Below are 24,750 nucleotides of genomic sequence, written 5' to 3'. Positions count from 1 at the left end.
TTTTTAATTTTGGAGCTTTTCTACAATTTCGTTGACCATATCATTCGGCGTTTGGTCGATCGATACGGTAATAGCTTTCTTCGGTTCTTTTAACGTATCAAATTGGGATTGTAGAAGTCCCTTTGGCATAAAATGATTTTTTCGAAGAGCCAAACGATCGTTTATCAAATCAAAACTTCCTTTTAAGTAAACAAATTGATGTAGGTCTTCTAGATGATTGCCTAAAATCCTTCTATACTTTGTTTTTAGGGCCGAGCATACGATAACCGCACCAGTCGATACATTTTCCAAAGCAAGCGCATTAAGACGTTCTAGCCAGCCTTGGCGGTCATCATCGTTAAGGGGGTGGCCCTCACTCATTTTCTTCACATTGGCTTCGGGATGAAAATCATCGCCATCAAAGAATGGGATGTTCAATTTTTCTGCCAATAGCTTTCCGATGGTAGTTTTCCCACTTCCAGAAACGCCCATGACAAATAAGATTTGAGGTTTATGCATTTGATGTTTTTTTTATTTCTTTTTCTATAGATTGTATAATTGTTTCCTCGTCATCATCATAATTAAACCAAATAGCCTTTTCATTTTTTAAGAACCAGGTAAGTTGCCGTTTAGCGAACCTTCTAGTATTTTTTTTTATTTCAGCAATAGCAAAATCCATGGTCCATTCGCCGTCAAAATGCTTAAATAGTTCCTTATAGCCTACCGTTTGCAATGCGTTGGTCGTTCTGAACGGTACAACGGCCAAGGCTTCTTCCACTAAACCTTCTTGTAACATCAAATCAACCCGTTGATTAATACGGTTATAAATTATAGACCGATCTGCTTTAAGTCCGACCGTTACGACTTCAAAATTCCTTTTTGATGTTGGCTTTGCAATGAAAGAAGAGTAAGGTTGACCGCTTCCGATACAAACTTCTAAAGCTCTGATGACCCGTTGCGGATTATGAATATCGACCTTGTCATAATAGGTGGAATCCATTTTTTTTAATCGATCCTGCAGATAGTCGAGACCATGTGCTTCAAGCTCAGAATTCAATTTTGTCCGAACAGAGGCATCTATTGTTGGAAAGGCATTTAACCCTTCGGTAACCGCATTTACATAAAGTCCGCTTCCACCGACCATGACAACAATATTCTTGGTTTTAAAAAGGTTTCTGATTTTTTCGATAGCTTCCCGTTCAAAATCTCCAACAGAATAGGATTCGGTTACGCTTTTGTGTTGAATAAAATGATGAGTTGCCTGGTTTAACTCATCAGGTCTTGGTACCGCAGTTCCGATACGCATCTCCTTGTAAAATTGTCTTGAATCTGCAGAAATGATTTCCGTTTTAAAATGACGTGCCAGTAGTATAGCAAGTTTGGTTTTACCAATTGCGGTCGGCCCAATAACTGAAATCAGTAGCTTATTCATTGAGTTGAGATCCACAGTTATAACAATGGCTTGCATCATCTCGGTGTCCTTCCTTACTGCAATTGGGACAAGCTTGAGTATTTACGTGAACATACGTGCCAATATTTTTCTTATTTGATTTGTCATTGGATTGTTTACCTAATTCTGAGGTTACAATGCCCGTGGGTACGGCAATTATACCATAACCTAAGAGCATGATCAAGGTGGCGATAAATTGTCCCTGTGGAGTAATCGGGGCAATATCACCATAACCAACCGTCGTAAGAGTAACAATGGTCCAATAAATACTTGTAGGGATACTGGTGAAGCCTGCTTCATCACCTTCTACATAATACATTAAGGTGCCTAAAATGACCGATACGATCATGACTGCAAAGAGGAATACCGTAATCTTTGCCCGACTAGCTTTTAACGCACTTTTCAAATGATGTGATTCACCTAAAAACTGCACTAATTTTAGAATACGGAATACCCGCAATAGACGAAAAGCTCTTACTGCCAACAATACTTGCGAACCGGCAAAAATATAGGATAGGTAAAGAGGAATGGTCGAAAGAAAGTCGATGATGCCGTAAAAACTGAAAATATAGCGTTTGGGTTGCTTTATACAAACAATTCGGGCAATATATTCAACGGTAAAGAAAATCGTTACTGCCCATTCTAGGTTAAATAATATTTCATGATAGTCGGCGTCAATTTTTTTGACACTTTCTAACATGATGAGAAGTATGCTGAAAATGATGATAATAAAAAGGACGATATCGAACAACTTACCCATTGGGGTATCCGCTTCATAAATAATCTCATGAAGTTTATTTTTCCACGGGGATAATTTGTTTCTCTCTTTCAATTTAAACGTTTAATTCCTTCGTTTTCAACACTCTTTTTTTTCGTAAGTAAGATTCAATTAAAAAGTTAGCATCTCGAGTACCGTTCATCGGGGTAATCAAGGTTTCCAAGATATGCATATTATTTATTTGATAATTGAGGTCGCAAAAACCGAAACCAACAAGGGAGCCATTTCGTATTAGAATAGCACTTTGTTCCCCAATTTCACGTCCTTTGTCTACTAACACGACATTTTTATCCTTTAAGTTATATTTTGAAGTGGCTGCACGAACCCGATCATTATACGTTGCTTGGTCTTCTTTTTTAAGACAAGCACCTTTACAGGTTCCTTCATCGTAACCAGAACAATTTCCTCGAGCTTCACTTATTCCGTTTACTTTTTCACAAAGGTCAAACTCCTTGGTTATTTTATAGAGATGGTTTTTGGCACTGAAAATACCGTTAAAAAGACCTAACGGATCTTTACATTCCCTAAAAGGCATAATTTTTAACGAATCATATCCATCTTTATTTTCAACCTTGCATAAGGCATGCGAAAACATTCTTTTTTTAGGGATACTGTTATATTTAGGTCTTAGCTTTAAAAGCTCTTCGTGTTCTTTTAGAATGGCTACAAGTTCGTTACCGGTTTCTTCAAAAGTTACCTTTTTGGTATCCTTCGCCAACTTACGTGATCTTTCACCGCTTTTAGTGAAAAGCTGGTTTACCTTCTTTTTGATATCGGTACTCTTACTAAGGTAGATAATTTCACCCTCTTTATTATGCATGTAAAAAAGTCCCGTTTTGTTGGGTAGTTCCCGTACAATATCCAACTGCTTTTCTGAAAGTTCGCCTTGGCTTTCTTTTCGGATGGTGTCCTTTATAATTATTTTTTCTGAATCTTTGGCAAGTAGTAATTTGAAAAGTTTCACGGTGGCCAAGGCATCTCCATTGGCCCGGTGACGATCACTTACGGGTATGCCCAAAGAGCGCACCAATTTACCTAAACTGTAGGATTCTGCGTCTGGAAGTAATAATTTAGAGAGATCAACGGTGCATAAGGTTTTACGTTCAAAGTTGTAGCCTAATCTACGAAATTCGGTTCGTAAAATTCGATAATCGAATTGGGCATTGTGGGCCACTAAGACGGTATCCTCGGTGATCTCGATAATTCTTTTGGCGACCTCATAGAATTTCGGGGCCGTCTGCAACATTTTGTTATTGATGCCGGTCAACTTAACCACGAATGGCTGAATCTCTTTCTCAGGATTTACCAAACTGATGAATTTATCAACCACTTTTTTTCCATCGAACTTATGGATAGCGATTTCAGTAATCCCTTCTTCATTAAATTTCCCACCCGTGGTTTCAATATCTAAAATCGCGTACATTCTATTCTATTTTCATTTTTAGGGTGCGGACATGCCCGGTATTAGTTTCTTGAACCAAAGATACTACTTCCAATACGTACCATGGTACTTCCTTCTTCAATGGCAATTTGGTAATCGCCGCTCATGCCCATCGATAGTATCGAAAAATCAGTATAGTTATCTTTTATTCTAGCATAGAGCGATTTTAGGTTTTTGAATTCCCGTCGTACTTGGGCCATATCATCTGTAAAGGTGGCCATACCCATTAAGCCTTTGATTTTTATATTTTTAAAGGCTTTAAATTCTTGATTTTCTACGAGTTCCAATAATTCTTTTTCGTCAAATCCGAATTTACTGTCTTCCTCGGCAATGTGTACTTGCAAGAGACATGAAATGGTTCGGTTAGATTTTTCGGCCTGCTTATTGATTTCTTTGAGTAGCCTGGGACTGTCCACTCCGTGGATTAAGGAAACATATTCCGCCATGTACTTTACCTTATTCCGCTGTACGTGTCCGATCATATGCCATTCAATATCTTTGGGCATCTGTTCCCATTTTTCTGTCATTTCTTGCACCTTATTCTCTCCAAAAATACGTTGCCCTTCATTATACGCTTCTTGAAGATCGGGAATTGGCTTCGTTTTGGAAACGGCTACCAGGGTCACAGATTGGGGGATCGTATTGCGTATGGATTTCAGATTTTCGGCTATGGACATATAATTTCTACTATTTTTACTTGTAATTTTTTTCAAATTGAGCTGAAATTTTTTCAGCTTTTCTACTGTTGGTGTAATCGTAAAATCCTTCTCCAGATTTAACACCCATTTTTCCAGCGGTGACCATGTTTACTAGTAGCGGAGAGGGAGCGTACTTCGAATTTTTAAAACCGTTATACATCACATTCAAGATAGACAGACAAACGTCTAGACCGATAAAATCGGCTAATTGAAGCGGTCCCATCGGGTGGGCCATACCCAATTTCATTACCCTATCTATTTCTTGAACACCTGCAACACCATGGTGCACTGTTTCAATGGCTTCGTTGATCATAGGCATCAAAATTCTATTGGCCACAAATCCGGGATAATCGTTAACCTCAGTTGGAATTTTCCCTAATTTTTCAGAGAGGTCCATTATCGATTGTGTTGTCGTATCAGAAGTGCTATAGCCGCGAATAATTTCAACTAAAGCCATAATGGGCACTGGGTTCATAAAATGCATGCCAATTACTTTTTCGGGTCTTTTTGTGGCTGCCGCTATTTTGGTAATGGAAATAGAGGAAGTATTCGTTGCCAAAATAGTGTTTGCATCACAATACTCATCTAACTGTTTGAAGATTTTAAGTTTCAAAGCCTCATTTTCAGTTGCGGCTTCAACGACCAAATCAGTGGTCAAAACCCCTTCTTCCAATTCGGTAAACGAGGTTATGTTCGAAAGCGTAGTTTCCTTTTCGGCTACTGATATTTTTTCTTTAGCCAACATGCGATCCAAGTTAGAGGAGATGGTGTCAATGCCTTTGTTCAGGGCATCTTGTGAAACATCAATTAAGTGCACTTTAAATCCGTTTTGGGCAAAAACATGGGCGATTCCGTTACCCATAGTTCCCGCACCTATAACCGCTATTCTCCTCATATTTTGTTCGGATTAAAAGAAGCTATGATTTTTAAGGCGACCTCAAGTGCCTGTGTACCCTGTTTTAGACTTACAACAGGAACCGTATCGTTATTGATGGCATCAGCAAAAGATTCAAGCTCGTCCATTATGGCATTATTTATTTCGATGGACGGGTTTTCAAAATAAATCTGCTTTTTTAGGCCTTCCGCGTTTTGAAGGATCATATCAAATTCACCAGCTTCCTTTGGTGCATCTTTCATTTTAACTACTTCAACCTTTTTTTCTAAAAAATCGACCGATATATAGGCGTCTTTTTGAAAGAATCTGGATTTTCGCATGTTCTTCAAGGAAATCCTGCTGGCCGTTAAATTGGCCACACATCCATTCTCAAATTCCAACCGGGCGTTGGCAATATCCGGGGACTGGCTAATAACAGAAACTCCACTGGCATTTATTTGTTTCACTTCAGAGTTTACCACACTCAATATGGCATCGATATCGTGAATCATTAAATCTAATACTACAGGAACATCGGTTCCCCTTGGATTGAATTCGGCCAGTCTATGACTTTCAATGAACATAGGTTGATCAATGGCATGTTTTACGGCTGTAAAGGCAGGGTTAAAGCGTTCAACATGGCCTACTTGACCTTTAATACCGTATTCCTTCTCTAACGCCAATAAGGATCGAGCTTCTTCCAAGGTGTGGGTAATCGGTTTTTCTATAAAGATGTGTTTGCCTTTTTCAACAGATCTTTTGGCGCATTCATAATGTGAAAGTGTCGGCGTTACAATGTCAACAACATCGACCGCAGCGATCAAATCATTCATCTTCTCGAAGTAAGGATAGCCAAATTCTTCGCTCACTTTTTTTCCATTGGCACTATCTGCATCATGGAACCCTATAAGTTTATATTTTTTAGATTCTTTTAGAAGTCTAAGATGGATTTTACCCAGATGTCCAGCTCCTAAAACACCGACTTTTAGCATTTGTTTCGTTTTTCTCAAAAATACACATACTTAGGTAGTTTTATCCTATGCGTTATTCCTATTTTATAAATTTTAAAGGTAAGTTTTTAACAGTCTCTTCCATGGTTTAAAGAACTTCCCTAACTTTGAGAGTCAAACCAACTACCATTGAAAGATACCTTAAAACACAGGGGAATGCGCAACCATTTAGCGCAACTGCTTATAGATAAAGGAATTGCAGACAAAAAGGTGTTAGATGCCATACGCGACATTCCAAGACACTTGTTTATGGACAGCAGTTTTGAAGGTCATGCCTACCAAGATAAGGCTTTTCCCATCGCCGCTAACCAAACTATTTCGCAGCCGTATACGGTTGCTTTTCAAACAGAGCTTTTGAAATTGGAACCTGAACAGAATGTATTGGAAATTGGAACGGGAAGCGGTTACCAGACAGCTGTTCTTTTAAAGTTGAAAGTGAGGGTCTTCACCATAGAGCGCCAGTTAGAACTTTTTAAGAAAACCAATCTCTTTTTTAAAAAAATGGGCTATCGACCCAAGAAATTTATTTTTGGAGATGGGTATAAAGGCTTACCTGAAAATGCACCTTTTGATCGTATTATCGTAACCGCAGGAGCGCCCGAGGTGCCGAAAGCGTTACTATCTCAATTGAAAGTAGGGGGTAGGCTCGTTATTCCAATAGGTTTTGAAGACCAAATAATGACCTTATACGTTAGAACTACAGAGAAGGAATTTACAAAAACGGAATATGGTTCTTTTCGTTTCGTGCCTTTGCTTGAAAATAAGAACTAGTTATTGAAATTTTTCTTTACGCGATCTAGATTACGTTTGTTATCGCGATCTTTAATAGAGTCCCTTTTGTCGTACAATTTTTTACCTTTTGCAAGGGATACCTGCATTTTTGCAAGACCGCGTTCGTTGATGAATAAATTTAAGGGAACAATAGTTAATCCTGAAGTTTTCACCTCTTTGCTCAATTTTTTAAGTTCCCCTCTGTTCAATAATAATTTTCGTTCAGCTTTAGGCTTATGATTGAAATGTGATGCATGTGAATATTCGTCAATCTGCATGTTGATGACGAATAGTTCATCTTTATCATTGAATTCACAAAAACTTTCAGAAATAGAGGCACGACCTTCTCGAATGGATTTTATTTCAGTACCGGCCAAAACGATACCGGCGGTATATTTATCCAATAGCTCATATTCAAAACGAGCTCTTTTGTTTTTTATGTTAATATTATTCTGCATCTAGGACAAAAATAAGAACAAATGAAAGAAAGTATGAACCTTTTACAATTAATTATAGTTGTTCTAGAAATGGTAATTTCGAAGAAGCTGATAAATTTAATCGGGGCAGTTGCAGTTGAAGGTCAATTTGGTGTCTGTTGCAATGCCATTTACAATATGTACAATAAAGAGCGTCCCATTTTCACTATCATCTATGGTACTGTATTTTTCTTCGCCGATCAGTTGATTTACAAACTCTGGGGTGGTGTTGCTATGACCAACGACCAGAACATTTTTATTTAGATTATCCGCCTTGAATTGATCGATATCAACCGTTCTAGGATCGTAGTATTGCACATCGATATTTTTTTTTACTGACGTTGGCGCCGCTGTCATCGAGGTTCTATTGTAATCTGTAGAATAAATGGCATCTAGTGCTACTGCATCTAAAATTTCAGCCCAGTGCATGGCCCTTCCTAATCCTTTTTGGTTTAGTTCTGGATCAGCGTCATCAGGATTCGTTCTGTCTTTTTCTGCATGCCTTATGAGGTAGAAGGTAGAAACCGTTTTTTGGTCTTGGTTCATATCCCGAACAGGTTCATCCTTGCAAGAAAGAATGATGGCAAGTACTACGAAAAGAACAAATTTTGTAGCTTTCATGGGTTTATGGTTGATCGATTAATTTAATAACTAAAATTACTTCAAAATAGTACTATAAATAGTCGATTTTTTGTTTTTTTGCATATGAAAAAAATTTGTGGGGCACTTCTTATCGGTTTTGTAGTTTTAGGTCTAAAAGCTCAAGAAGTTGTACTTCCTAGTGATTTTAGGCAGCAAAATCTTACCGAATATAATGGCAGTTTACTGAATCCTGCCTACAGTTTAAATCGTAATAATCCATCATCTATAGCCTTATGGGCACGGTGGCAGTGGCAAACCTATGATGCGGACCCGACTTCCTTGTTTTTTAATTATACCGCTAAATTAAACGAGGTTTCTGCAGCTGGAGTAGGTTTTTTTCAACAGAATACCGGAGTTTTCCTGAATACCGGAGCGGCTTTGAATTATGCCTATAATGTTGAACTAAGCGATAACATTTTTTTGGCTGTTGGTGTCAATATGTTCGCATACCGGCAAGAATTGGCTGATAAGCGCTTTTTCATCCCCAATCCCATACAAACCGAAATCACTAATGATTTCATCCTTCAATTGGCGCCAGGTTTCAATTTAAGTATCGATAGGTTTAATTTTGGCCTTACTTCTGAAAACCTATTTGATTATAATTTTAGTACCAACGAACGTAATACTAGTCCCGATGACCGTCTATTTCTTGCCTTGGCGAGCTATGATTTCCCGATATCAATTTTAGCCAGTGACGCCAATTCCATTTTACGCCCCTCAATTTATTATAAATCCATTCCTGGTCTTGATTCTCAATTTGGAGTCACCTCCTTGTTAACCACAAATAAATTTTGGGTACAAGGAGGGTATAATAGTTTTTATGGTTTTTCAGGAGGAGTGGGAGGGCGTTTTTTCAAAAGATTTTCAATCGGTGCTTTGGTTGAAGTAGGAACAAGTGCGGAATTAAAAGGAAAAGATCCATCGTTCGAATTAGTAACTTCCTACAAACTGGGCAGGTTGGAATCTACAGAGGATGAACTAGAAGAGGAGTTAATAGCAGAAGAAGAAGAAGAAAGGCAAGAATTAGTTACCGAAGAATTGACCAAGGCAGAGCAATTAGCCGTAAAACGTGAAGCCAAAAAGCAAGAACGTTTGGCGCGAATTGAGGCGAATAGGGTTAAGGATTCTATTCAGAACGTTTTAAATAGAACTGAAATTGCGGCAAAGGAATCTAAACGTGATCTACGAAGAAAGCGTGATTCCATAGAAAACGTAAATGCAGAAAAGGCATTTGCAGCCTCAAGAGCTTTGGAACAAAAGCGAAAACAAGATTCAATTGCCGCTGTTTTGAAAGCTAAAGAAGAAGCCTTGGCATTGGCACAGCAGCAAAAAATAGATTCCATTACTAAAAGTGAAGAAGCTGAAAAGAAGAAAGCTGAATTGGCAATGCGTAATGAAGTTGTAAAGCCTAAAGCAGGGGAAAAATACGAAGAAGTGTCCAAGGAAGGTTCTTTAGCTCCAGGTTATTATTTGATTGCCAATGTATTCGGCACCAAAAAATACTATGAAGTCTTTATGTCAGAAATGAAGAAAAAAGGTTTGGATCCACAATCTTTTTATAGGGAGGCGAACAAATATAATTATGTATACCTTGGAAAGTATAATTCCATTAACGAAGCAAGAAAAGCAAGGGATTCAAAATTGAATGGAAAGTATCCTGAAAAACTTTGGATATTTAGGGTAACTGGGGAATAGTAAACTAAAAAAACCATCATTATAGACAATTTAGATACTACGATTATTGGTGATGATTTTTTTTGAAACTTATTTAAGCTCCCTTCTAATGAGCACTTCTAGGTAGGCTACGGTATTTAAAAGATACTTACGATCTTTTGTAAGGGTAGCCATGGCGATAGAACCTTGTAGAATGGTAAATAATTGTTTGGCGAATTGTAATGGTGTTACCGGAATTTTAAACTCACCATTATTAACACCATTTTCAAATACAAGGGCAATTTTACCTTCGATTTCTTTTATGGTTTCTTTCGTAGCCGCGGCCAATAAGCGATTATTGTGCTGTGCGTCGATACCGACGTTTAAAATGGGACAACCGCCCATAGTCAAGGTAAAGACATCGTATTTTTTATAAAAATCGATAAGATTATCTATTTTTTTCATCGCATTGCCCTCTATGGACAAATGATCATCTATAGCTTTTAATAATAAATTACGGTTATACTCGAATGCAGAAAGAGCCAAGGCCTCTTTATTTTCGAAATTACCGTATAGTGCTCCTTTAGTTAATTTTGTGGCATCGGTCAGATCACTCATGCTCGTTCCCACATACCCGTGTTTGTTAAAAACAGGAGCAACAGTCTCAATAATATAAGCGGTGGTTCTTTCGGCTTTGGTTGACATATAGGGACTGTTTTATGCGAATATAAAAAATCTATACTGCATGGTATATAATGTTGATAAAAAAAGCGTCCTTATTAATTTTAAGGACGCTTTTCTACATATTTTAAGTATTATACCGCGATATCTTCCTGATTCCTGAAAACCAAACTGTTATCAAAGGCATCTAAAAGAACCACACTATCTGATTTTATCTCACCGCTTAAAAGTGCTTTAGACATATTGTTCAGCACTTCTTTCTGTATTGTTCTCTTTACAGGCCTTGCTCCAAATTGGGGATCAAACCCTTTATCTGCCAAGTAATCAATGGCTTCTTCGGTAGCATCTAAGGTAATTTGCTGTTTATCGAGCATTTTCTTCAAGTGTTCGAGTTGAAGTTTAACAATTTGCTTGATGTTGCTTTTCGTTAAAGGCGTGAACATCACGATATCGTCAATTCTATTGATAAATTCGGGACGTATGGTTTTCTTCAACAAACCAAGAACTTCAATTCGGGCCGCTTCCGTAGCGCTGTAAACATCAGTTGCATTTTCAAAGGTATCCTGTATGATCTGACTACCCATATTACTGGTCATAATGATAATTGTATTCTTGAAATCGGCAACCCGACCTTTATTATCTGTCAACCTTCCTTCATCCAATACCTGTAATAGAATATTGAACGTATCAGGGTGTGCCTTTTCAATTTCATCTAACAATACCACGGAATAAGGACGTCTTCGTACGGCCTCGGTCAATTGTCCCCCTTCGTCATAACCGACATATCCAGGAGGAGCGCCTACCAATCTACTCACGGCATGGCGCTCTTGATATTCGCTCATGTCGATACGTGTCATCGCATTTTCATCATCGAAGAGATAGGATGCCAAGGTTTTTGCCAATTCGGTCTTACCGACCCCAGTGGTTCCAAGGAAAAGAAAAGAACCGATCGGCTTTCTCTGATCCTGTAAACCTGCCCTGCTTCTGCGTATGGCATCAGAAACCGCTTGTATGGCCTCTTCTTGACCAACTACCCGTTTGTGTAGAACTTCTTCTAATTTCAATAGTTTTTCACGCTCGCTTTGAAGCATCTTGGTAACCGGTATCCCCGTCCATTTAGCAACCACCTCAGCAATATCTTCGCTCGTCACCTCTTCTTTTATCAGTGTACCAGAATGTTGTTGTTCACTCAGATTGTCCTGCAACTGGGTCAACTTCTCTTGCGCTTCTTTAATTTTGCCGTATCTTATTTCCGCTACCTTTCCATAATCACCGTTACGTTCTGCCTTTTCTGCCTCCGCCTTGAAATTTTCAATATCTAACTTCGTTTGTTGAATATTATCGACTACGGTTTTCTCACTCTCCCATTGGGCATAAATCTCGTTTCGCTGTTCTTTAGCATTTGCTAAATCTAAATGGAGCACTTTAAGCTTTTGATTATCGTTCTCCCTTTTAATGGCTTCGATTTCAATTTCTAACTGCATGATCTTACGATCGAGAACATCTAACTCTTCTGGTTTGGAATTGATCTCCATTCTAAGTTTAGAGGCGGCCTCATCCATAAGGTCAATCGCTTTATCGGGTAAAAACCGATTGGTAATATAACGTTGCGATAATTCTACAGCGGCAATAACCGCTTCATCTTTAATACGTACTTTATGATGCGCTTCGTACTTTTCTTTTATTCCTCTAAGAATCGATATGGCACTTTCTGTATCCGGTTGGTCAACCATTACTTTTTGGAACCTTCTTTCCAAGGCCTTGTCCTGTTCAAAATATTTCTGATATTCATCTAGGGTAGTGGCCCCAATAGACCGTAATTCACCCCTTGCCAATGCAGGTTTAAGAATATTGGCCGCATCCATAGCACCTTGCCCACCGCCGGCACCAATTAGGGTGTGGATTTCATCAATAAACAAAATGATGTTGCCATTTGCGCTTACGACTTCTTTAATAACTGATTTTAGTCGCTCCTCGAATTCACCTTTATACTTTGCACCCGCAATCAATGCGCCCATATCTAAAGAATAAATAACCTTATCCTTAAGGTTTTCGGGAATATCACCCTGTATGATTCTATGGGCGAGTCCTTCGACAATGGCAGTTTTACCAACACCTGGTTCACCTACTAAAATCGGATTGTTCTTGGTTCTTCTAGAAAGAATCTGGAGAATTCTCCTTATTTCCTCATCCCTTCCTATAACAGGATCTAATTTTCCGCTATCGGCGAGTGCATTCAAATTCTTCGCATATTTATTTAAAGAATTATAAGTTTCCTCAGCACTTTGTGAAGTAACCTTTTCACCATTACGCAGCTCTTCAATAGCCGCCAAAAGCTGTTTCTCGTTTACACCCTGATCCTTTAATATTTGGGAAATTTTACTTTTTGACTTTAGAATGGCCAAGAATAAATGTTCTAGAGAAACAAAATCGTCACCCATATTTTTGGCAATAATGCTAGCTTCATTGAGTGTTTTGCCCGCTTCTCTTGAAAACTGCAAATCTCCCCCTTGAACTTTTGGGAAACTCAACAATTCTTTTTGCAAAATTTGTTGAACCAGGCTAAAATTGACGCCCAGTTTTTTTAACAAAAAGGGCATTACGTTTTCTTCTACTTCTGTCAAAGCTTTGAAAATATGCTCATTTTCTATTTGCTGATGCCCCATATTCTGGGCAATCAACTGGGCCTGCTGAATGGCCTCCTGTGATTTTATCGTTAAATTATTTAAGTTCATTTTCTTTATTTTAGTTTAATGTGATACTTTTGAACGATGTCTTTCAACAATCTTACCAAGTGAAAAGGTAAGACAAATTGACTGGAATTTACGGGATAAAAGCGGACAAATAGTCAGTAGAGTTTGGTTGAGAAGCTTAAAATTTTAAAGAAGGTTTATGGGGATATTTAGTAGTTTGTTTGGAGGGTCTACAGAGAGAGGGAGCAATGAGGCTATGGTTCCTTGGAAACAACTTACTAGGATAAATCAGCTCGAAGAACTAAAAAATGAGTCCGCGAAACGGCCTCAGGTTATTTTTAAACATTCAACCACATGTGGTATAAGTAGAATGGTTTTGAACATGTTTAAAAGTAGTTTTAACTTAGAAGAGGGACAAATGGATTATTATTTTTTAGATCTACAAGCCCATCGAGATGTTTCTAATGCCGTAGCTTCTGAATTTGGGGTGATCCATCAATCACCACAACTTTTAATCGTCAAGAATGGTATTGTGGTTTTTCACGATTCTCATGGCTCTATTTCTGATATTAAACTTGAAAAATACCTATAATAAAAAGACCCCATTTTAATGGGGTCTTTTTATTAGTCGAAACTTTGTTTACTCAGAATACTTTTGAGGTTATTTTTCAAATCTTCTCCAGCATCATAAACCATTTGTTCATTACTTGGAAAAGGAACCCTAGCAAGTTGTAAAAGCGTTACCAAATCATTTTCCAAGGCCCTCTTATCACCATTGTAGTTTGCATAACTATGCTCAAATATAAATTGACTCGACAAGGGATATTGATTAATTTTTTGCTGTTTTTTTAAATCGATAAAGTTTACAACGCCTGTAACTTGAGCGCTTTTAAATTGTGTAAATTGATAAAAATCACATTTTACAGTTTTGAATTTATCGATTTTAATGCTATTTCCCAAACTGTCGGATACTACATTACCATTTTTATCTTCTACAAACGTATAGCCATCCTTAATTTGTTTCTCCTTACTTATCTGTTTCTCACTGATCTGTTCTGGCGTGATATAGATATCTTGAAATGAAACTTCCATTTGGTAGTCATAAATTTGATTTTGAATTCTATTGGTGTGATATTCGGTCCAATGTGTGTTCAAACCATAAGTGTTCAGGTTCAATAGTTCATCTTCCAATCTTTTTGGGATGACCATATCTGTATTATTGGTCATTTCTACAATAACAAAGTCCAATCCCTTTCTATATGCTTCTTCTCTTTTGGCTATTGCATCCTTAAAATTAGGATTGATTTCTTCCAAATAATTGAGGTCACTATACGCAGTTCTATAATCTGCTTTGTAATTGGCATTTTCCAATAACGTTACCGCCTTATTGTAAAGAAATTCAGATAGATTTAATTTAGCGGCAATGAGTTCATCATCATAATTCTTAAAATTGAATTGAGCTGTTCTATTTTCGTCCTGAATGTACAAAGGCAATAACGGACGAATACGTTCTTGAATGGATTTTAAACGTGCATAGGTGTTAAAAATTTCTTCAAAATTTGCCGGATTATCTTCCTTCTTAAGGAATTTGATGTTTTGAAGCTCCCTTTCCGTATTCTTTCTATAGCCTTCTTCAAGAAGAACAATATACGTTTGGTTACTTTTTTTAGTCTTGTTTTGTGCGATATTGATGATTGCTTTATTGATTGCACTCATGTAATTACCAGAATTCAGGGCTTCCTGTGTTTTCTTCACGCCACTACAAGAAAATAGTAGCCCTATAAAACAGAATAGTAGAAATTTTTTCATGACTAATTTATTTAGAATTCACTAAAGCTATTACAACAGCCGTGCCATAAAAGGCTTATTACATAACGGACAAGGATAGGTAATAGTATGTTTTCGACAACGCACACTTTTCAGGTTTTTATTGGACAATACGTAGGTGAAAGAGTTATCAACTTTTATTTGATAAATAACTTAAGTGTTTTTCTATTTTTTTATTTGTTTAGATCGGCTATTCGTACTTTTGCAACCTCATTTAAAAGATATACTAGCATGCAACGCGACACCACCATTTTTGATTTTATAGAAGAAGAGAAACAACGCCAAATTAACGGTATTGAATTGATAGCTTCTGAAAATTTCACAAGTCCGCAAGTCATGGAAGCGCAAGGTTCCGTGCTTACCAATAAATATGCCGAGGGCTATCCAGGCAAACGTTATTATGGAGGTTGCGAAGTGGTCGATAAGGTAGAGCAGTTGGCCATAGATAGGGCCAAGGAGCTATTTGGTGCGCAATATGCAAATGTGCAACCACACTCGGGTTCTCAGGCGAACGCTGCTGTTTATCATGCCTGTTTACAACCTGGAGATAAAATTTTAGGTTTTGATCTTTCACATGGTGGTCACTTAACCCATGGCTCCCCTGTGAATTTTTCAGGAAGACTGTATAATCCCGTTTTTTATGGAGTGGATAAGGAAACAGGAAGGTTAGACTATGATCTAATTCAGGAAATAGCGACGAAGGAGCAACCGAAGATGATTATTGCCGGCGCATCTGCCTATTCTAGGGATATGGACTTTGAACGTTTTCGTAAGATAGCCGATAGCGTAAATGCGATTTTGTTGGCCGATATTTCACATCCAGCTGGATTAATAGCGAAAGGACTTTTAAATAATCCAATACCTCATTGTCATATTGTAACTACAACAACCCACAAAACGTTAAGGGGACCTAGAGGAGGCCTAATTTTAATGGGAAGTGATTTTGATAATCCATTTGGGATTACTTTGAAAAATGGAAGTTTACGAAAAATGTCCGCTTTATTGGATCTAGCTGTTTTCCCTGGGAATCAAGGAGGACCATTGGAGCATGTAATAGCCGGTAAGGCCATTGCATTTGGAGAAGCGCTCACAGAGGAATATGGTGCCTATATTCTACAGGTTAAGAAAAATGCGGATGCCATGGCAAAGTCTTTTGTTGAAAAAGGCTATGATATTATTTCTGGGGGTACCGATAATCATATGATGCTCATCGATTTACGCAATAAGGATATTTCTGGTAAAGATGCTGAAAAGGCTTTGGTGGAAGCCGATATTACGGCCAATAAGAATATGGTTCCTTTTGATGATAAATCTCCTTTTGTAACTTCAGGAATACGATTTGGAACTGCCGCAATTACCACAAGGGGTTTAGTGGAGGCCGATATGGAAAAAGTAGTCGATTTGATCGATCAAGTAATCAGCAATCCAGAAAATGATCAAATTATAAAAGAGGTAAAAGCCAAGGTGAATACAATGATGAATACGAGGCCCATTTTTAATGGGTAAAAAATTATTGAAATTAATCGGTTAGGAACTCTAGATTACCACTGATATAGGTATTTCTTTTTACATCATATATCGAAGCTTCATCCTCTTTGTCCAAGTAAATACCCCAAAATTCAGAATACGATTTGGGTATATTTTGAGGAGCGTACGTAGATGGTTCGATATTTTCTAGGGAATCCTCTTCAAATATCGGGACAAAGATTTCATATGGTTTTTGAGTAAGTCCCCTTGTTAAAAATACGTAGTTACTTGCTATAAGCTTTAAAATTTCATCGAATTGGGTTGCAATGCTTCTATCGTAAATGCGTTTTATTACAATACTAGTATCGTTCAGTAAAATTGTAACTTCCTCAATATCAATAATAATATTATTTTTTGAAACTAAAAGTTCTAAGCATTGATGTATTGGCGTTTCATTTTTCCCGTTATTACCCCATCGACCTGTATTAAAATGGGATAACATTTCCAACAACTCCAAATTACAGTTAATTTCCAAAACTATATTTATTGAATGTAACGTTGAACTATTCTTTTTTAATTTTATTTGGGAAAAATAATAGAATTCTAGAGAATTGATAAATTCAGTAATATCAACAATTTCATGTTGATGGTCTAAATCAGGTAGTGAATTTTTAATATAATCTTCGAAATTAAACGGCATATAAGTGGTTATAAAAAGTATTCTCATTAATAAAGATACTTTTATAAGCTATTTTTTTTACTTAGTAAAACCTTATAATTGTGGAGGAGATTATAATAAAATATCAATTATATTTTTAATTAGTTGATAATCAGGTTTTTATGAAGGTTTGAATTTATAGAAATCCCCGATTTTTAGCTTCTTTAATGAGGGCGAGATCGTTACCATTTTTAATGTCAAAAAGGGCTTTTAGTTGCCTTTTTCGAGCTTCTACGGTAGTATTGGCAGAGCCTATGAGGGGCGCTATATCCCTTGTATGTATACCTTGTGAAAGATGATATAAGATTTTTTGGTCTTGATCATCAATTATTATATCGTTAGCCATTCTACGTCTAATAGCTGCTAGTGCACCTGCAGTGTAATAGGGTGGGTTATTCATTACCGTTTCAACCATAGTCTTTAGAGACATTTCATCAATTTCAGATTTTACCATGTATCCATCAGGATTTACGGTCTTGAAAATGTTATTGATTCTATAATTGTCGCTATAGGAAGACATGAAAACTATTTTGGAGTTTGGGACCTCTTTTCTTGCAATAATTCCCAAATCGACTCCTGTTCTAGGGTCTTTAGATTCTGCGGAGAACAACTGAATATCCAATAAAATAATATCAAAAGGGATGGAACGTTTCGAAAATTCTATTTTATCCTTTCCTTTATCGAAACTCTTTGCTATTTCAACTTTTACATTAAAATCTTTAAAATCAGCGTCCTCTAAAATATATTTATACCCCAAAGTGGTCATCTCATGATCATCAACCGCTAAAATTCGTACCGTATCCATTTGTTCCGTGATTCGTTTCTAATATACTAAACGCTTTCGAATTGCTTATTAATATCGGTAAAATTAGTGGATTTTTTTTTAAGTGGAACTTTTAGGGTTGTTGTGGTGCCATGTCCTTCTATAGAATCGGTGTGCCAAGTGCCTTCCAATTTATTTATTCTAGAACTTATATTTCTCATACCGATACCTTTTTTCCCTTTATTGGGGCTAATACCAACACCATTATCACTCATAATAATGCTAAAATGAGTTTCGTTAATATCGAAGGTTATGTTGAAAATCGTACAATTTGCGTGTTTAACAGCATTTTGAAATGTTTCCTGCACAATTCTATAAACGTTTATTTTTATATCTCCCTGCAGACCATCCCAATCTTCGTCTTCGTTGTAATTAAAAATAGTGGTGATATTTGTGCCTTTAGCGCTACTCTCTAGAAGGGTTTCTATAGAATCGGTAAAATTATTTATTTTTTGATAGGCGGTATGACTTAGTTCGTGGGAAATGGAACGAATTTCATTTTCGATTTCTTGTAGAGAAGAAATAGCCTTGGATTTTTCTTGTATGGCCTCATCGGTGGCTCGCTTGTTCAACCCCGTTAAAACCATTCTTGCACCTAACATTTTTCCTAAAATACCATCATGGAGTTCTTCTGAAATCCGTTTTTGCTCCATCCGTTTTACCTCGTCAACTTTCTGTTTTTGCATCAACATTAAATTGAATATTTCTTGATTGTTGATTTGTTGTTGTTGATCAAAACGAAGTTTCTGGTTTTTTGCTCGCTGGTTGATAATGATATATATAGAAAGTCCCAGCAAGAAAAAGCCCGCTGCAATACCGGTCCACATTTGTTTTTGTTTGGCAAGTAATTCTTTTTCACCTTCTAACTCCACATTTTGGGCAATAAATTCATCCGTTTCAAAACGGATACGGGCGAATTTATTCTGTTGTTTGCGTTCCTCTTTTTGAAGACTATCATCCAATTTGATGTATTTATCAAAATACTTATGTGAATTTTCTTTATCCAATGAAGCCAATAATGCCCAAGTTTCCAATACAATTTCATTGTTATCTGTTTTAAGGGATAGCTCTTCTGCTTTATTTGCTAGTTCTAATGCTTTCAATGTATCTCTAGCATAAGCTTTGTATGCAGAATAGTTATAAAGCGTACCGGCTAAACTTGCAATTTTATTCTCACTAGTCTTAATTTTAATTGCCCTTTTAAAAAAATCATTAACTCCTAGAGTATCTTTTTTATATAATTTGCTTGATGCTAGGTTGCTTAGAGCAATAGCAAATAAATCAGGTCTATTTTGCTCTAGGTCCTTAAAATTTATTACTTTTTCAAAATTTGAAATGGCTTTTTCAAATTCCTTATTATTACGATGAACAATGCCAATATTATTTATTATTCTTGCTTCCTGAATTTCTTCATATGGCTCCTTCTTTAAATAATAAAGAGCCTCATTATAATAGGAGAGGGCTTTAGGAATATCACCAAAATTCCCCATTGCAATACCTAATACATTATAACTGTCAAATAATTCGAAGTTATTATTTAAAGGTTTGAACCGTTCAATGGCTTGGATAGCCGAATATTCACTACCGATATATTCCTTGATTTTAACTTGAATTTTTGCCATTTTCAGGAACATTTCTCCTGAATTATGCATGTCTCCAATACTTTCAAATATTTCTTGGGCTTCTGAATAGCTATAATATGCACTGTCTTGTATGATGTAATTATCGAAAAAAAATCCTAAATCTTTATAATTCATGGCAATTGCAGCGGAATCTTTTATAGATGTGTTTAGCGCAATAGCTTTTTGATTTATTTTACGAAAGAGAATACTGTCTTTTTTAATTGGAAAATTACTTGATAGTAATGTGAAATATTTGGCCTTTAACGAATCAGATTCTATTTTATTTGAATTTGTTTCAGCTCTAAGAAGGAGATTCAATCTCTGATCTTCTGATAGCTCTAATTTCTGACTTTCTTTAATTAGATCCACAATACTGTCTTGAACAAAAGTTTGATTTGATAGTTGAAGTGAAGATTTATTGTTAGAGCAGCTAAACAGTATTGATAATACTGGCAAGTAAATTTTCATTACTTTAAAAAATAAAATAATTCTATCTTTCATTTCAAAGCAAGGTATAAAAAAAGCCTTGAACATTTAAGTTCAAGGCTACATATATGATCACTCCTAAAGTCTAACTCAATAAAGTTTCAGCGCTCATTCTATCAATCATACAGTCCGTACAAGCTAATTCACTCAACCTATCAATCATGCAATCTGTACAAGCTAATGCAGTATCGAATCTATCAATCATACAATCTGTACAAGCGAGTATAACATCATTCATAAACTCATTTCCGATAGCGGTGTTTCCAATAACATAAATTGCAACTACGATTGCCATAACTGCTACTACCAAGATACTTTTTAAATTTTTCATTTTAATTGTGTTTTAGGGGGTTATTGTTTATTACATTACCAAAGTAATACCCTTTTAAGACTAAAAAAATGAATGTTATCGACCTTTAGTGAGTGACCTATTTCTACTAGTGAATGACCGATTTCTGAGAGAATTCTTTAATTTAAGGTAGATAAGGTGTTTTTAGAGAGTAGTTTTTTTAGTTGCTCCACATTCTCTCTATAAGATTTTGAAAACGGTAAGTGTTCGTTGACTGTTTTAAGGTTGCATATGGATTTTCCGAAATTGATACGCGAAACATAGTTCGTGTTCACGATATAACTTTGGTGAATACGCATAAAATTTTCAGGCAAGGTATTCTCAAATGTTTTCAGTGTTTTGTAAGCATTTGTGACGCTACCGTCTTTCATGAAAAACTCTGTAGTATTATTATCTGCTTTTAAGTACAAGATATCATTCGTATTCAAATAATGATAGTCTTTATACGATTGTAGACAAATGGTTTGTGGTGCTTTTTCTTTTGGAACTCTTTTTTTGAGTTTTAATAAAGATTTACGAATGTCGAACTCATTGTACGGTTGTAACCAGTAGTCAAAAAATCCGTTTTTAATAGCATCATAAGCATGATCCTTGGTAGAGGCTATGCCAATAAGTAAAGGAAGTTGATTAATATACTGGTGTATTTCCATAACCATCTGAAAAAGCGTAGCGACATTTTCATTGAGATTGATGAATACAATGTCGGGGGTGTATTTAAGAATATCATTCAGTCCAGCGGATGGAGTAGTGGAGGAACCGATACATTCGAAATCGCCGTATTCATCCAAGAATGCATGTAGTTGCAGATTGGAAACAGCATCTGAATCTATTATGGTATATGTGTAATCCAAAAAAATATAGTGTCTACTACGAATTTAGGCATAGACCTAATAATCCCTACCAAGAATATCCTTATAAATATGGAGGACTCTTTGATAAAATGCCTGTTAATAGGAAGTTTGAGCGAAAAAACCTTCAACTCTTATGTAAAAAAACTACTCTTCTCGTGCTTTTATTTGATAGGCACCTAAATCTGGAGCTACTGTTCGAAGTAATCCTGATAAATCAAAAGGCACGGCGGTTGCAACAGTTTTATCCCCTAGGTTAATCGCCTCGGATTCCTCTCCAATCCTAAAATCATTCTTCGCTGAAAGAAAAAAATCAGCTTTACCATTAAGTAGTATATTGGAATAGAATGCAGATCCATCAAAATCGTAAAGGTTAAGTCCTTCTATAGTTGTTTGATCTTCAATTGACTTAATCAGGCAATTTTGAAAGCTAAAATCAAAACCAATTGCCTCATTGACTAGTATAGAAATTTCATTTTGATTGTTTCCGTCGATAATACAGTTTTTAAAATCGGCCTTAGCTAATTCTGAACCAGATGTTCTTGAGTCTGAGGAAGTATTGCTGATTTCTAGAGCGGCTTTGGTTCTAAAACCTTTATTCCAGTAATTGGCAATGGTGCAATGGGTAAATGAATAACTACCGCCATTTTCACAATTTAACGAGGAGGACCCAGAACCTCCTAACACGAGGTTTTCTGCAATTACATTTGCATTCCTTGCCCAAATATTGTGACTACTATTATTATAAATCTGGCTGTCCTTTATGGTTAAGGTATTTGTGGGAATATCGCTAGCTCCTTCCACAAATAGTCCGATATCCGCATTCTTAATCGTTATGTGTTCCAAATAATTATCTGTACTTCCTTTTGTGATCCATAGGGCTCCCCATTGACCAGGGAGTTCTGCAAATGAGGGTTCTAGACGGTCTCCCTCAAAAATGACCTCTCCTTTCAATAGTTCTTCGTCACTACTTAATTTACCATTTACTTTAATGGAAGCGGCATCTTTAACGATTATGCCAGAATCTTTATGAAAAAAAACCCTTGCACCAGCATCTATTTGAAATTCCTTTCCTGATGGTATAATACCGTACCCATATATCACATAAGGTTTTTCATTAGTGAATTTTAAATCTTCATCTTTGACTTCGAATCCCGTAACAGTAATTTCATTCCCAGCGCTGTCGGTATATAAAAGCACAGATTCTTTGATGTAATCTTGACCTGAATCAGGGAATAAAAAAATGGCATCTTTAGCTAAAGTCACTAACTCGACCTGCTGTTGGTAAGGTTCAGTATCAAATTGTATGACATCGGTATATAAGAGTTCTTTAACGCTGCTTTCTGTGATTTCAATGGTCGTTTCGATGAGGATGAATAAACTGTCTCGAGCGTAAATAGGAATATTTGTAAACGATTTGCCGGCGACCCCATCCACATTAAGTCGGTAAAAACTTTCAGGTCCGTTTTTAAGTGAAATACTGGGAATGAGGATATCATCCCGAGTGTTATTGTAAACTTTTAGAGTATAGGTGCTACTGCCTATGGAAGCAAAAACAGTATCTAAATAAACAGTATCTTTTGAAAATGAAAGGTTGCCGGCACTTGGGGCGTATTCAAAATCCTTTCTACACGCTGTAGTCCATAAAAGGCCAAGCAGGAGGGGAAAAATTATAAGAATCTTAAATCGCACCCTGATCTTTTTAGTAGTGAATTATATAAAAATCGCCTTGATCTCATCAGAAATGCGTGTAGGTCGTAATGAATTTCTATGTAGCAGGCACCATTCTGTACTTGATCGCACAAGCAGCGTCTTTGTTTCGCTATGCACCATCTCAACAATTCTTGTACATTTTGCACCGGAGCTTGACGCTATGTGGGTTTCTAAGGTGATTGGGTCGTTTAAAACAGCGGCGGACTTATATTCGATGTAATGTGTAAGTACGACCCAAATATATTCTTCTTGAATTTGTTCGGAGGCTTTTGTTTGCCAATGCTCTTTTGAAATATCTTGAATCCATTGTACATATCGCACATTGTTCACATGGTTTAAATCATCTAAATCATCTGGAGCAACTAGTAATTCTTTTGTATACCCAGCCATATTATTTTTTCTGGATCTTAACTTCGAACAAAATATCCCAGTCTTTTCCTGTAACAAAAAATGTTTCCCGCTCTGGATGGTAGGCAATGCCGTTCAAAACATTATCGGTTTCATTCCAATCTTCTGTCTTGGTGATTTTATCACTTAAACCACCAAAATTGATAACACCTTCAATAGAACCGCTAGCACTATTAATTATCATAACACTGGGTTTTTGATATACATTGGCGTAAAGTTTTCCGTCTACATATTCAAGCTCATTAGCCTTGTTGAAAACAGAGGAATTGGTTACGGTCTCAATATACCCTTCTTCCATCATGGTTTCAGGATTTAAGAACCAGATTTTTTCCGTTCCGTCACTTTTAAAGATTTTTTTACCATCATTGGTAAGTCCCCAGCCTTCACGACTTTTGCCATACTGAAAGTTGTCCAACTTTTTAAAAGTTTTTAGGTCATAGATAAAGCCCATACCACTCTGCCAAGTTAGTTGATAGATTTTGTTGTTTAATATTGTGATGCCCTCTCCAAAGTAACTCTTGTCCAAATCTATCTGTTCAAAAACCTCGCCCGTTTTATAATTTAACTTTCTTAAAAAAGAACGGCCTTTTTTTCCAGTTCCTTCATACAAGGTGTCGTTGTGAAATTCCAGTCCCTGTGTATAGGCGCCCGTATCGTGTGGATATTCATTAATTATAGTATAGGTATAAATCTCAGGGGCTTTTTCGGAGAGGACTTTTAAACTTTTTTTAATTTCGACCGTTTCTCCATCGAACTTTATTTTTGCCATCAAGATTTTATTGCCAAGGGTTGATACATTAATAAGCAATTTATTTTCTTTTAGCGGAATTTCCTTACCATCTATACTATAGGTTATATGTTCTATTTCCTTGTCTTTTCTGTTCTCGATGCTTACGCCGATTTCGTCATTTTGATGTACCTGTTTTATATTTCCTTCAAAGGTAATATCGAACAAAGAGGATGGTTTTTGGTTTCCGCTTCCGCAAGCAAGAAAAAGTATAGGAATAAGAATTGAACTTATGTTTTTTATCCTTCTCATTAATAATATAAGGTATTTGTGATTTTGATATGAATTGCTCAAGAAGAATCTTTTGCAAACAAGAGGCAATTTAATTCATAAAAATTAGAAACTAAAAGGATTGGGAAAGTTTTAAAAGATTGTATATTTGCACTCGGCAAGTCCTACACGACCAGCTCCTGTAGAATCCCCCAGGGTGGGAACGCAGCAAGGGTATACGGTTGTAGCGGTGCGATGTAGGTAGCTTGCCTTTTTTTGTGCCTTATACTGAAATCGGATAGACTAAGGTAACATCCTCAAAATTAGGTTTATGTATAGTTCTTGC

Annotated in this window: 24 protein-coding genes and 1 other RNA gene; 5 read left to right on the top strand and 20 right to left on the bottom strand. The window is 36.6% G+C overall.

The window, feature by feature from the left end; genetic code table 11:
• Window positions 1-3 precede the first annotated feature (3 nt).
• The 7 genes from ACNR9Q_RS13405 to ACNR9Q_RS13375 are packed head-to-tail and all read right to left on the bottom strand — an operon-like array spanning window position 4 to window position 6,212.
• Window positions 4-498, bottom strand: coding sequence for a gluconokinase (locus ACNR9Q_RS13405; protein ID WP_419211726.1), 495 nt, complete (start codon window positions 496-498; stop codon window positions 4-6).
• Entirely contained in the window at window positions 491-1,411 is a 921-nt protein-coding gene (gene miaA, locus ACNR9Q_RS13400) for a tRNA (adenosine(37)-N6)-dimethylallyltransferase MiaA (RefSeq protein ID WP_419211725.1), read from the bottom strand. Before miaA ends, ACNR9Q_RS13405 begins: the two co-directional genes overlap by 8 nt.
• Window positions 1,404-2,261: an ion transporter gene (locus ACNR9Q_RS13395; protein ID WP_419211724.1), complete on the bottom strand. Its 858-nt coding sequence runs from the start codon at window positions 2,259-2,261 to the stop codon at window positions 1,404-1,406. The genes miaA and ACNR9Q_RS13395 overlap by 8 nt, the downstream gene beginning before the upstream one ends.
• Before the next feature lies 1 nt (window position 2,262).
• Window positions 2,263-3,630, bottom strand: coding sequence for an exonuclease domain-containing protein (locus tag ACNR9Q_RS13390; RefSeq protein WP_419211723.1), 1,368 nt, complete (start codon window positions 3,628-3,630; stop codon window positions 2,263-2,265).
• Between the two features lie 41 nt (window positions 3,631-3,671).
• The gene (locus tag ACNR9Q_RS13385) at window positions 3,672-4,325 is read right to left on the bottom strand and encodes a YggS family pyridoxal phosphate-dependent enzyme (RefSeq protein ID WP_419211722.1); all 654 of its coding nucleotides are present in this window, start codon (window positions 4,323-4,325) and stop codon (window positions 3,672-3,674) included.
• A 16-nt stretch (window positions 4,326-4,341) separates the two neighbouring features.
• Entirely contained in the window at window positions 4,342-5,241 is a 900-nt protein-coding gene (locus tag ACNR9Q_RS13380; protein WP_419211721.1) for a 3-hydroxyacyl-CoA dehydrogenase family protein, read from the bottom strand.
• Complete coding sequence (locus ACNR9Q_RS13375; RefSeq protein ID WP_419214286.1) at window positions 5,238-6,212, bottom strand: Gfo/Idh/MocA family protein; 975 nt, start codon at window positions 6,210-6,212, stop codon at window positions 5,238-5,240. The genes ACNR9Q_RS13380 and ACNR9Q_RS13375 overlap by 4 nt, the downstream gene beginning before the upstream one ends.
• A 147-nt stretch (window positions 6,213-6,359) precedes the next feature.
• On the opposite strand from ACNR9Q_RS13375, the gene ACNR9Q_RS13370 reads away from it, so the two are divergent.
• Window positions 6,360-7,001: a protein-L-isoaspartate(D-aspartate) O-methyltransferase gene (locus tag ACNR9Q_RS13370; protein WP_419211720.1), complete on the top strand. Its 642-nt coding sequence runs from the start codon at window positions 6,360-6,362 to the stop codon at window positions 6,999-7,001.
• Here the strand turns inward: ACNR9Q_RS13370 and smpB are convergent.
• Together smpB and ACNR9Q_RS13360 are read right to left on the bottom strand one after the other, a co-directional pair.
• Window positions 6,998-7,459: an SsrA-binding protein SmpB gene (smpB, locus tag ACNR9Q_RS13365; RefSeq protein ID WP_419211719.1), complete on the bottom strand. Its 462-nt coding sequence runs from the start codon at window positions 7,457-7,459 to the stop codon at window positions 6,998-7,000. The two genes, ACNR9Q_RS13370 and smpB, sit on opposite strands and share 4 nt — an antisense overlap.
• Window positions 7,460-7,555: 96 nt before the next feature.
• Window positions 7,556-8,098 carry a SixA phosphatase family protein gene (locus tag ACNR9Q_RS13360; RefSeq protein ID WP_419211718.1) on the bottom strand — a complete coding sequence of 181 codons (543 nt, stop codon included), beginning with the start codon at window positions 8,096-8,098 and terminating at the stop codon, window positions 7,556-7,558.
• A gap of 84 nt (window positions 8,099-8,182) precedes the next feature.
• Between ACNR9Q_RS13360 and ACNR9Q_RS13355 the strand changes: the two genes are divergently transcribed.
• Window positions 8,183-9,814: a PorP/SprF family type IX secretion system membrane protein gene (locus ACNR9Q_RS13355; protein WP_419211717.1), complete on the top strand. Its 1,632-nt coding sequence runs from the start codon at window positions 8,183-8,185 to the stop codon at window positions 9,812-9,814.
• A 69-nt stretch (window positions 9,815-9,883) separates the two neighbouring features.
• On the opposite strand, the gene ACNR9Q_RS13350 is transcribed toward ACNR9Q_RS13355, so the two are convergent.
• Both ACNR9Q_RS13350 and clpB read right to left on the bottom strand, forming a co-directional pair.
• Complete coding sequence (locus tag ACNR9Q_RS13350) at window positions 9,884-10,477, bottom strand: TetR family transcriptional regulator C-terminal domain-containing protein (protein ID WP_419211716.1); 594 nt, start codon at window positions 10,475-10,477, stop codon at window positions 9,884-9,886.
• Window positions 10,478-10,587: 110 nt separating this feature from the next.
• Window positions 10,588-13,188: an ATP-dependent chaperone ClpB gene (clpB, locus tag ACNR9Q_RS13345; protein WP_419211715.1), complete on the bottom strand. Its 2,601-nt coding sequence runs from the start codon at window positions 13,186-13,188 to the stop codon at window positions 10,588-10,590.
• A 157-nt stretch (window positions 13,189-13,345) separates the two neighbouring features.
• Here clpB and ytxJ point away from each other — a divergent pair, with 157 nt between their 5' ends.
• The gene (gene ytxJ, locus ACNR9Q_RS13340) at window positions 13,346-13,738 is read left to right on the top strand and encodes a bacillithiol system redox-active protein YtxJ (RefSeq protein ID WP_419211714.1); all 393 of its coding nucleotides are present in this window, start codon (window positions 13,346-13,348) and stop codon (window positions 13,736-13,738) included.
• Window positions 13,739-13,770: 32 nt separating this feature from the next.
• Here the strand turns inward: ytxJ and ACNR9Q_RS13335 are convergent, their stop codons facing one another.
• A complete protein-coding gene (locus ACNR9Q_RS13335; protein WP_419211713.1) occupies window positions 13,771-14,955 on the bottom strand; it encodes a hypothetical protein in 1,185 nt (394 codons plus the stop codon).
• Window positions 14,956-15,204: 249 nt separating this feature from the next.
• Here ACNR9Q_RS13335 and glyA point away from each other — a divergent pair, with 249 nt between their 5' ends.
• The gene (gene glyA, locus ACNR9Q_RS13330) at window positions 15,205-16,479 is read left to right on the top strand and encodes a serine hydroxymethyltransferase (RefSeq protein WP_419211712.1); all 1,275 of its coding nucleotides are present in this window, start codon (window positions 15,205-15,207) and stop codon (window positions 16,477-16,479) included.
• A 13-nt stretch (window positions 16,480-16,492) separates the two neighbouring features.
• Here the strand turns inward: glyA and ACNR9Q_RS13325 are convergent, their stop codons facing one another.
• From ACNR9Q_RS13325 to ACNR9Q_RS13290, 8 genes are all read right to left on the bottom strand, one after another.
• Entirely contained in the window at window positions 16,493-17,167 is a 675-nt protein-coding gene (locus ACNR9Q_RS13325; protein ID WP_419211711.1) for a hypothetical protein, read from the bottom strand.
• Window positions 17,168-17,294: 127 nt separating this feature from the next.
• Window positions 17,295-17,963 carry a histidine kinase gene (locus ACNR9Q_RS13320; protein ID WP_419211710.1) on the bottom strand — a complete coding sequence of 223 codons (669 nt, stop codon included), beginning with the start codon at window positions 17,961-17,963 and terminating at the stop codon, window positions 17,295-17,297.
• Window positions 17,964-17,989: 26 nt separating this feature from the next.
• Window positions 17,990-20,104, bottom strand: coding sequence for a tetratricopeptide repeat-containing sensor histidine kinase (locus ACNR9Q_RS13315; protein WP_419211709.1), 2,115 nt, complete (start codon window positions 20,102-20,104; stop codon window positions 17,990-17,992).
• A gap of 70 nt (window positions 20,105-20,174) precedes the next feature.
• Window positions 20,175-20,420 (bottom strand): hypothetical protein, encoded by a 246-nt coding sequence (locus ACNR9Q_RS13310; protein ID WP_419211708.1) that lies wholly within the window; start codon window positions 20,418-20,420, stop codon window positions 20,175-20,177.
• A 137-nt stretch (window positions 20,421-20,557) separates the two neighbouring features.
• Window positions 20,558-21,289, bottom strand: coding sequence for a LytR/AlgR family response regulator transcription factor (locus ACNR9Q_RS13305; RefSeq protein ID WP_419211707.1), 732 nt, complete (start codon window positions 21,287-21,289; stop codon window positions 20,558-20,560).
• Window positions 21,290-21,433: 144 nt separating this feature from the next.
• Window positions 21,434-22,978 carry a right-handed parallel beta-helix repeat-containing protein gene (locus tag ACNR9Q_RS13300; protein WP_419211706.1) on the bottom strand — a complete coding sequence of 515 codons (1,545 nt, stop codon included), beginning with the start codon at window positions 22,976-22,978 and terminating at the stop codon, window positions 21,434-21,436.
• 21 nt (window positions 22,979-22,999) lie between these two features.
• A complete protein-coding gene (locus ACNR9Q_RS13295) occupies window positions 23,000-23,389 on the bottom strand; it encodes an acyl-CoA thioesterase (protein WP_419211705.1) in 390 nt (129 codons plus the stop codon).
• Window position 23,390: 1 nt separating this feature from the next.
• Entirely contained in the window at window positions 23,391-24,446 is a 1,056-nt protein-coding gene (locus tag ACNR9Q_RS13290; RefSeq protein WP_419211704.1) for a glutaminyl-peptide cyclotransferase, read from the bottom strand.
• Window positions 24,447-24,580: 134 nt separating this feature from the next.
• Between ACNR9Q_RS13290 and ffs the strand changes: the two genes are divergently transcribed.
• Window positions 24,581-24,679, top strand: an RNA gene (gene ffs / locus ACNR9Q_RS13285) — signal recognition particle sRNA small type.
• Window positions 24,680-24,750: the final 71 nt, after the last annotated feature.

This window comes from Maribacter sp. X9, assembly GCF_048537565.1.
Classification (GTDB): Bacteria; Bacteroidota; Bacteroidia; order Flavobacteriales; family Flavobacteriaceae; genus Maribacter.
Note: the sequence above shows the minus strand (reverse complement) of the source record. Positions and strands in the feature narration are given on the sequence as shown.

Coding starts and splice junctions, on each gene's coding strand:
- ACNR9Q_RS13315 (WP_419211709.1), bottom strand. CDS start 20,104: ATGAAAGATAGAATTATTTTATTTTTTAAAGTAATGAAAATTTACTTG.
- ACNR9Q_RS13375 (WP_419214286.1), bottom strand. CDS start 6,212: ATGCTAAAAGTCGGTGTTTTAGGAGCTGGACATCTGGGTAAAATCCAT.
- ACNR9Q_RS13290 (WP_419211704.1), bottom strand. CDS start 24,446: ATGAGAAGGATAAAAAACATAAGTTCAATTCTTATTCCTATACTTTTT.
- ACNR9Q_RS13385 (WP_419211722.1), bottom strand. CDS start 4,325: ATGTCCATAGCCGAAAATCTGAAATCCATACGCAATACGATCCCCCAA.
- ACNR9Q_RS13310 (WP_419211708.1), bottom strand. CDS start 20,420: ATGAAAAATTTAAAAAGTATCTTGGTAGTAGCAGTTATGGCAATCGTA.
- smpB (WP_419211719.1), bottom strand. CDS start 7,459: ATGCAGAATAATATTAACATAAAAAACAAAAGAGCTCGTTTTGAATAT.
- ACNR9Q_RS13390 (WP_419211723.1), bottom strand. CDS start 3,630: ATGTACGCGATTTTAGATATTGAAACCACGGGTGGGAAATTTAATGAA.
- ACNR9Q_RS13405 (WP_419211726.1), bottom strand. CDS start 498: ATGCATAAACCTCAAATCTTATTTGTCATGGGCGTTTCTGGAAGTGGG.
- ACNR9Q_RS13380 (WP_419211721.1), bottom strand. CDS start 5,241: ATGAGGAGAATAGCGGTTATAGGTGCGGGAACTATGGGTAACGGAATC.
- clpB (WP_419211715.1), bottom strand. CDS start 13,188: ATGAACTTAAATAATTTAACGATAAAATCACAGGAGGCCATTCAGCAG.
- ytxJ (WP_419211714.1), top strand. CDS start 13,346: ATGGGGATATTTAGTAGTTTGTTTGGAGGGTCTACAGAGAGAGGGAGC.
- ACNR9Q_RS13335 (WP_419211713.1), bottom strand. CDS start 14,955: ATGAAAAAATTTCTACTATTCTGTTTTATAGGGCTACTATTTTCTTGT.
- ACNR9Q_RS13355 (WP_419211717.1), top strand. CDS start 8,183: ATGAAAAAAATTTGTGGGGCACTTCTTATCGGTTTTGTAGTTTTAGGT.
- ACNR9Q_RS13325 (WP_419211711.1), bottom strand. CDS start 17,167: ATGAGAATACTTTTTATAACCACTTATATGCCGTTTAATTTCGAAGAT.
- miaA (WP_419211725.1), bottom strand. CDS start 1,411: ATGAATAAGCTACTGATTTCAGTTATTGGGCCGACCGCAATTGGTAAA.
- ACNR9Q_RS13295 (WP_419211705.1), bottom strand. CDS start 23,389: ATGGCTGGGTATACAAAAGAATTACTAGTTGCTCCAGATGATTTAGAT.
- ACNR9Q_RS13360 (WP_419211718.1), bottom strand. CDS start 8,098: ATGAAAGCTACAAAATTTGTTCTTTTCGTAGTACTTGCCATCATTCTT.
- ACNR9Q_RS13320 (WP_419211710.1), bottom strand. CDS start 17,963: ATGGATACGGTACGAATTTTAGCGGTTGATGATCATGAGATGACCACT.
- ACNR9Q_RS13350 (WP_419211716.1), bottom strand. CDS start 10,477: ATGTCAACCAAAGCCGAAAGAACCACCGCTTATATTATTGAGACTGTT.
- glyA (WP_419211712.1), top strand. CDS start 15,205: ATGCAACGCGACACCACCATTTTTGATTTTATAGAAGAAGAGAAACAA.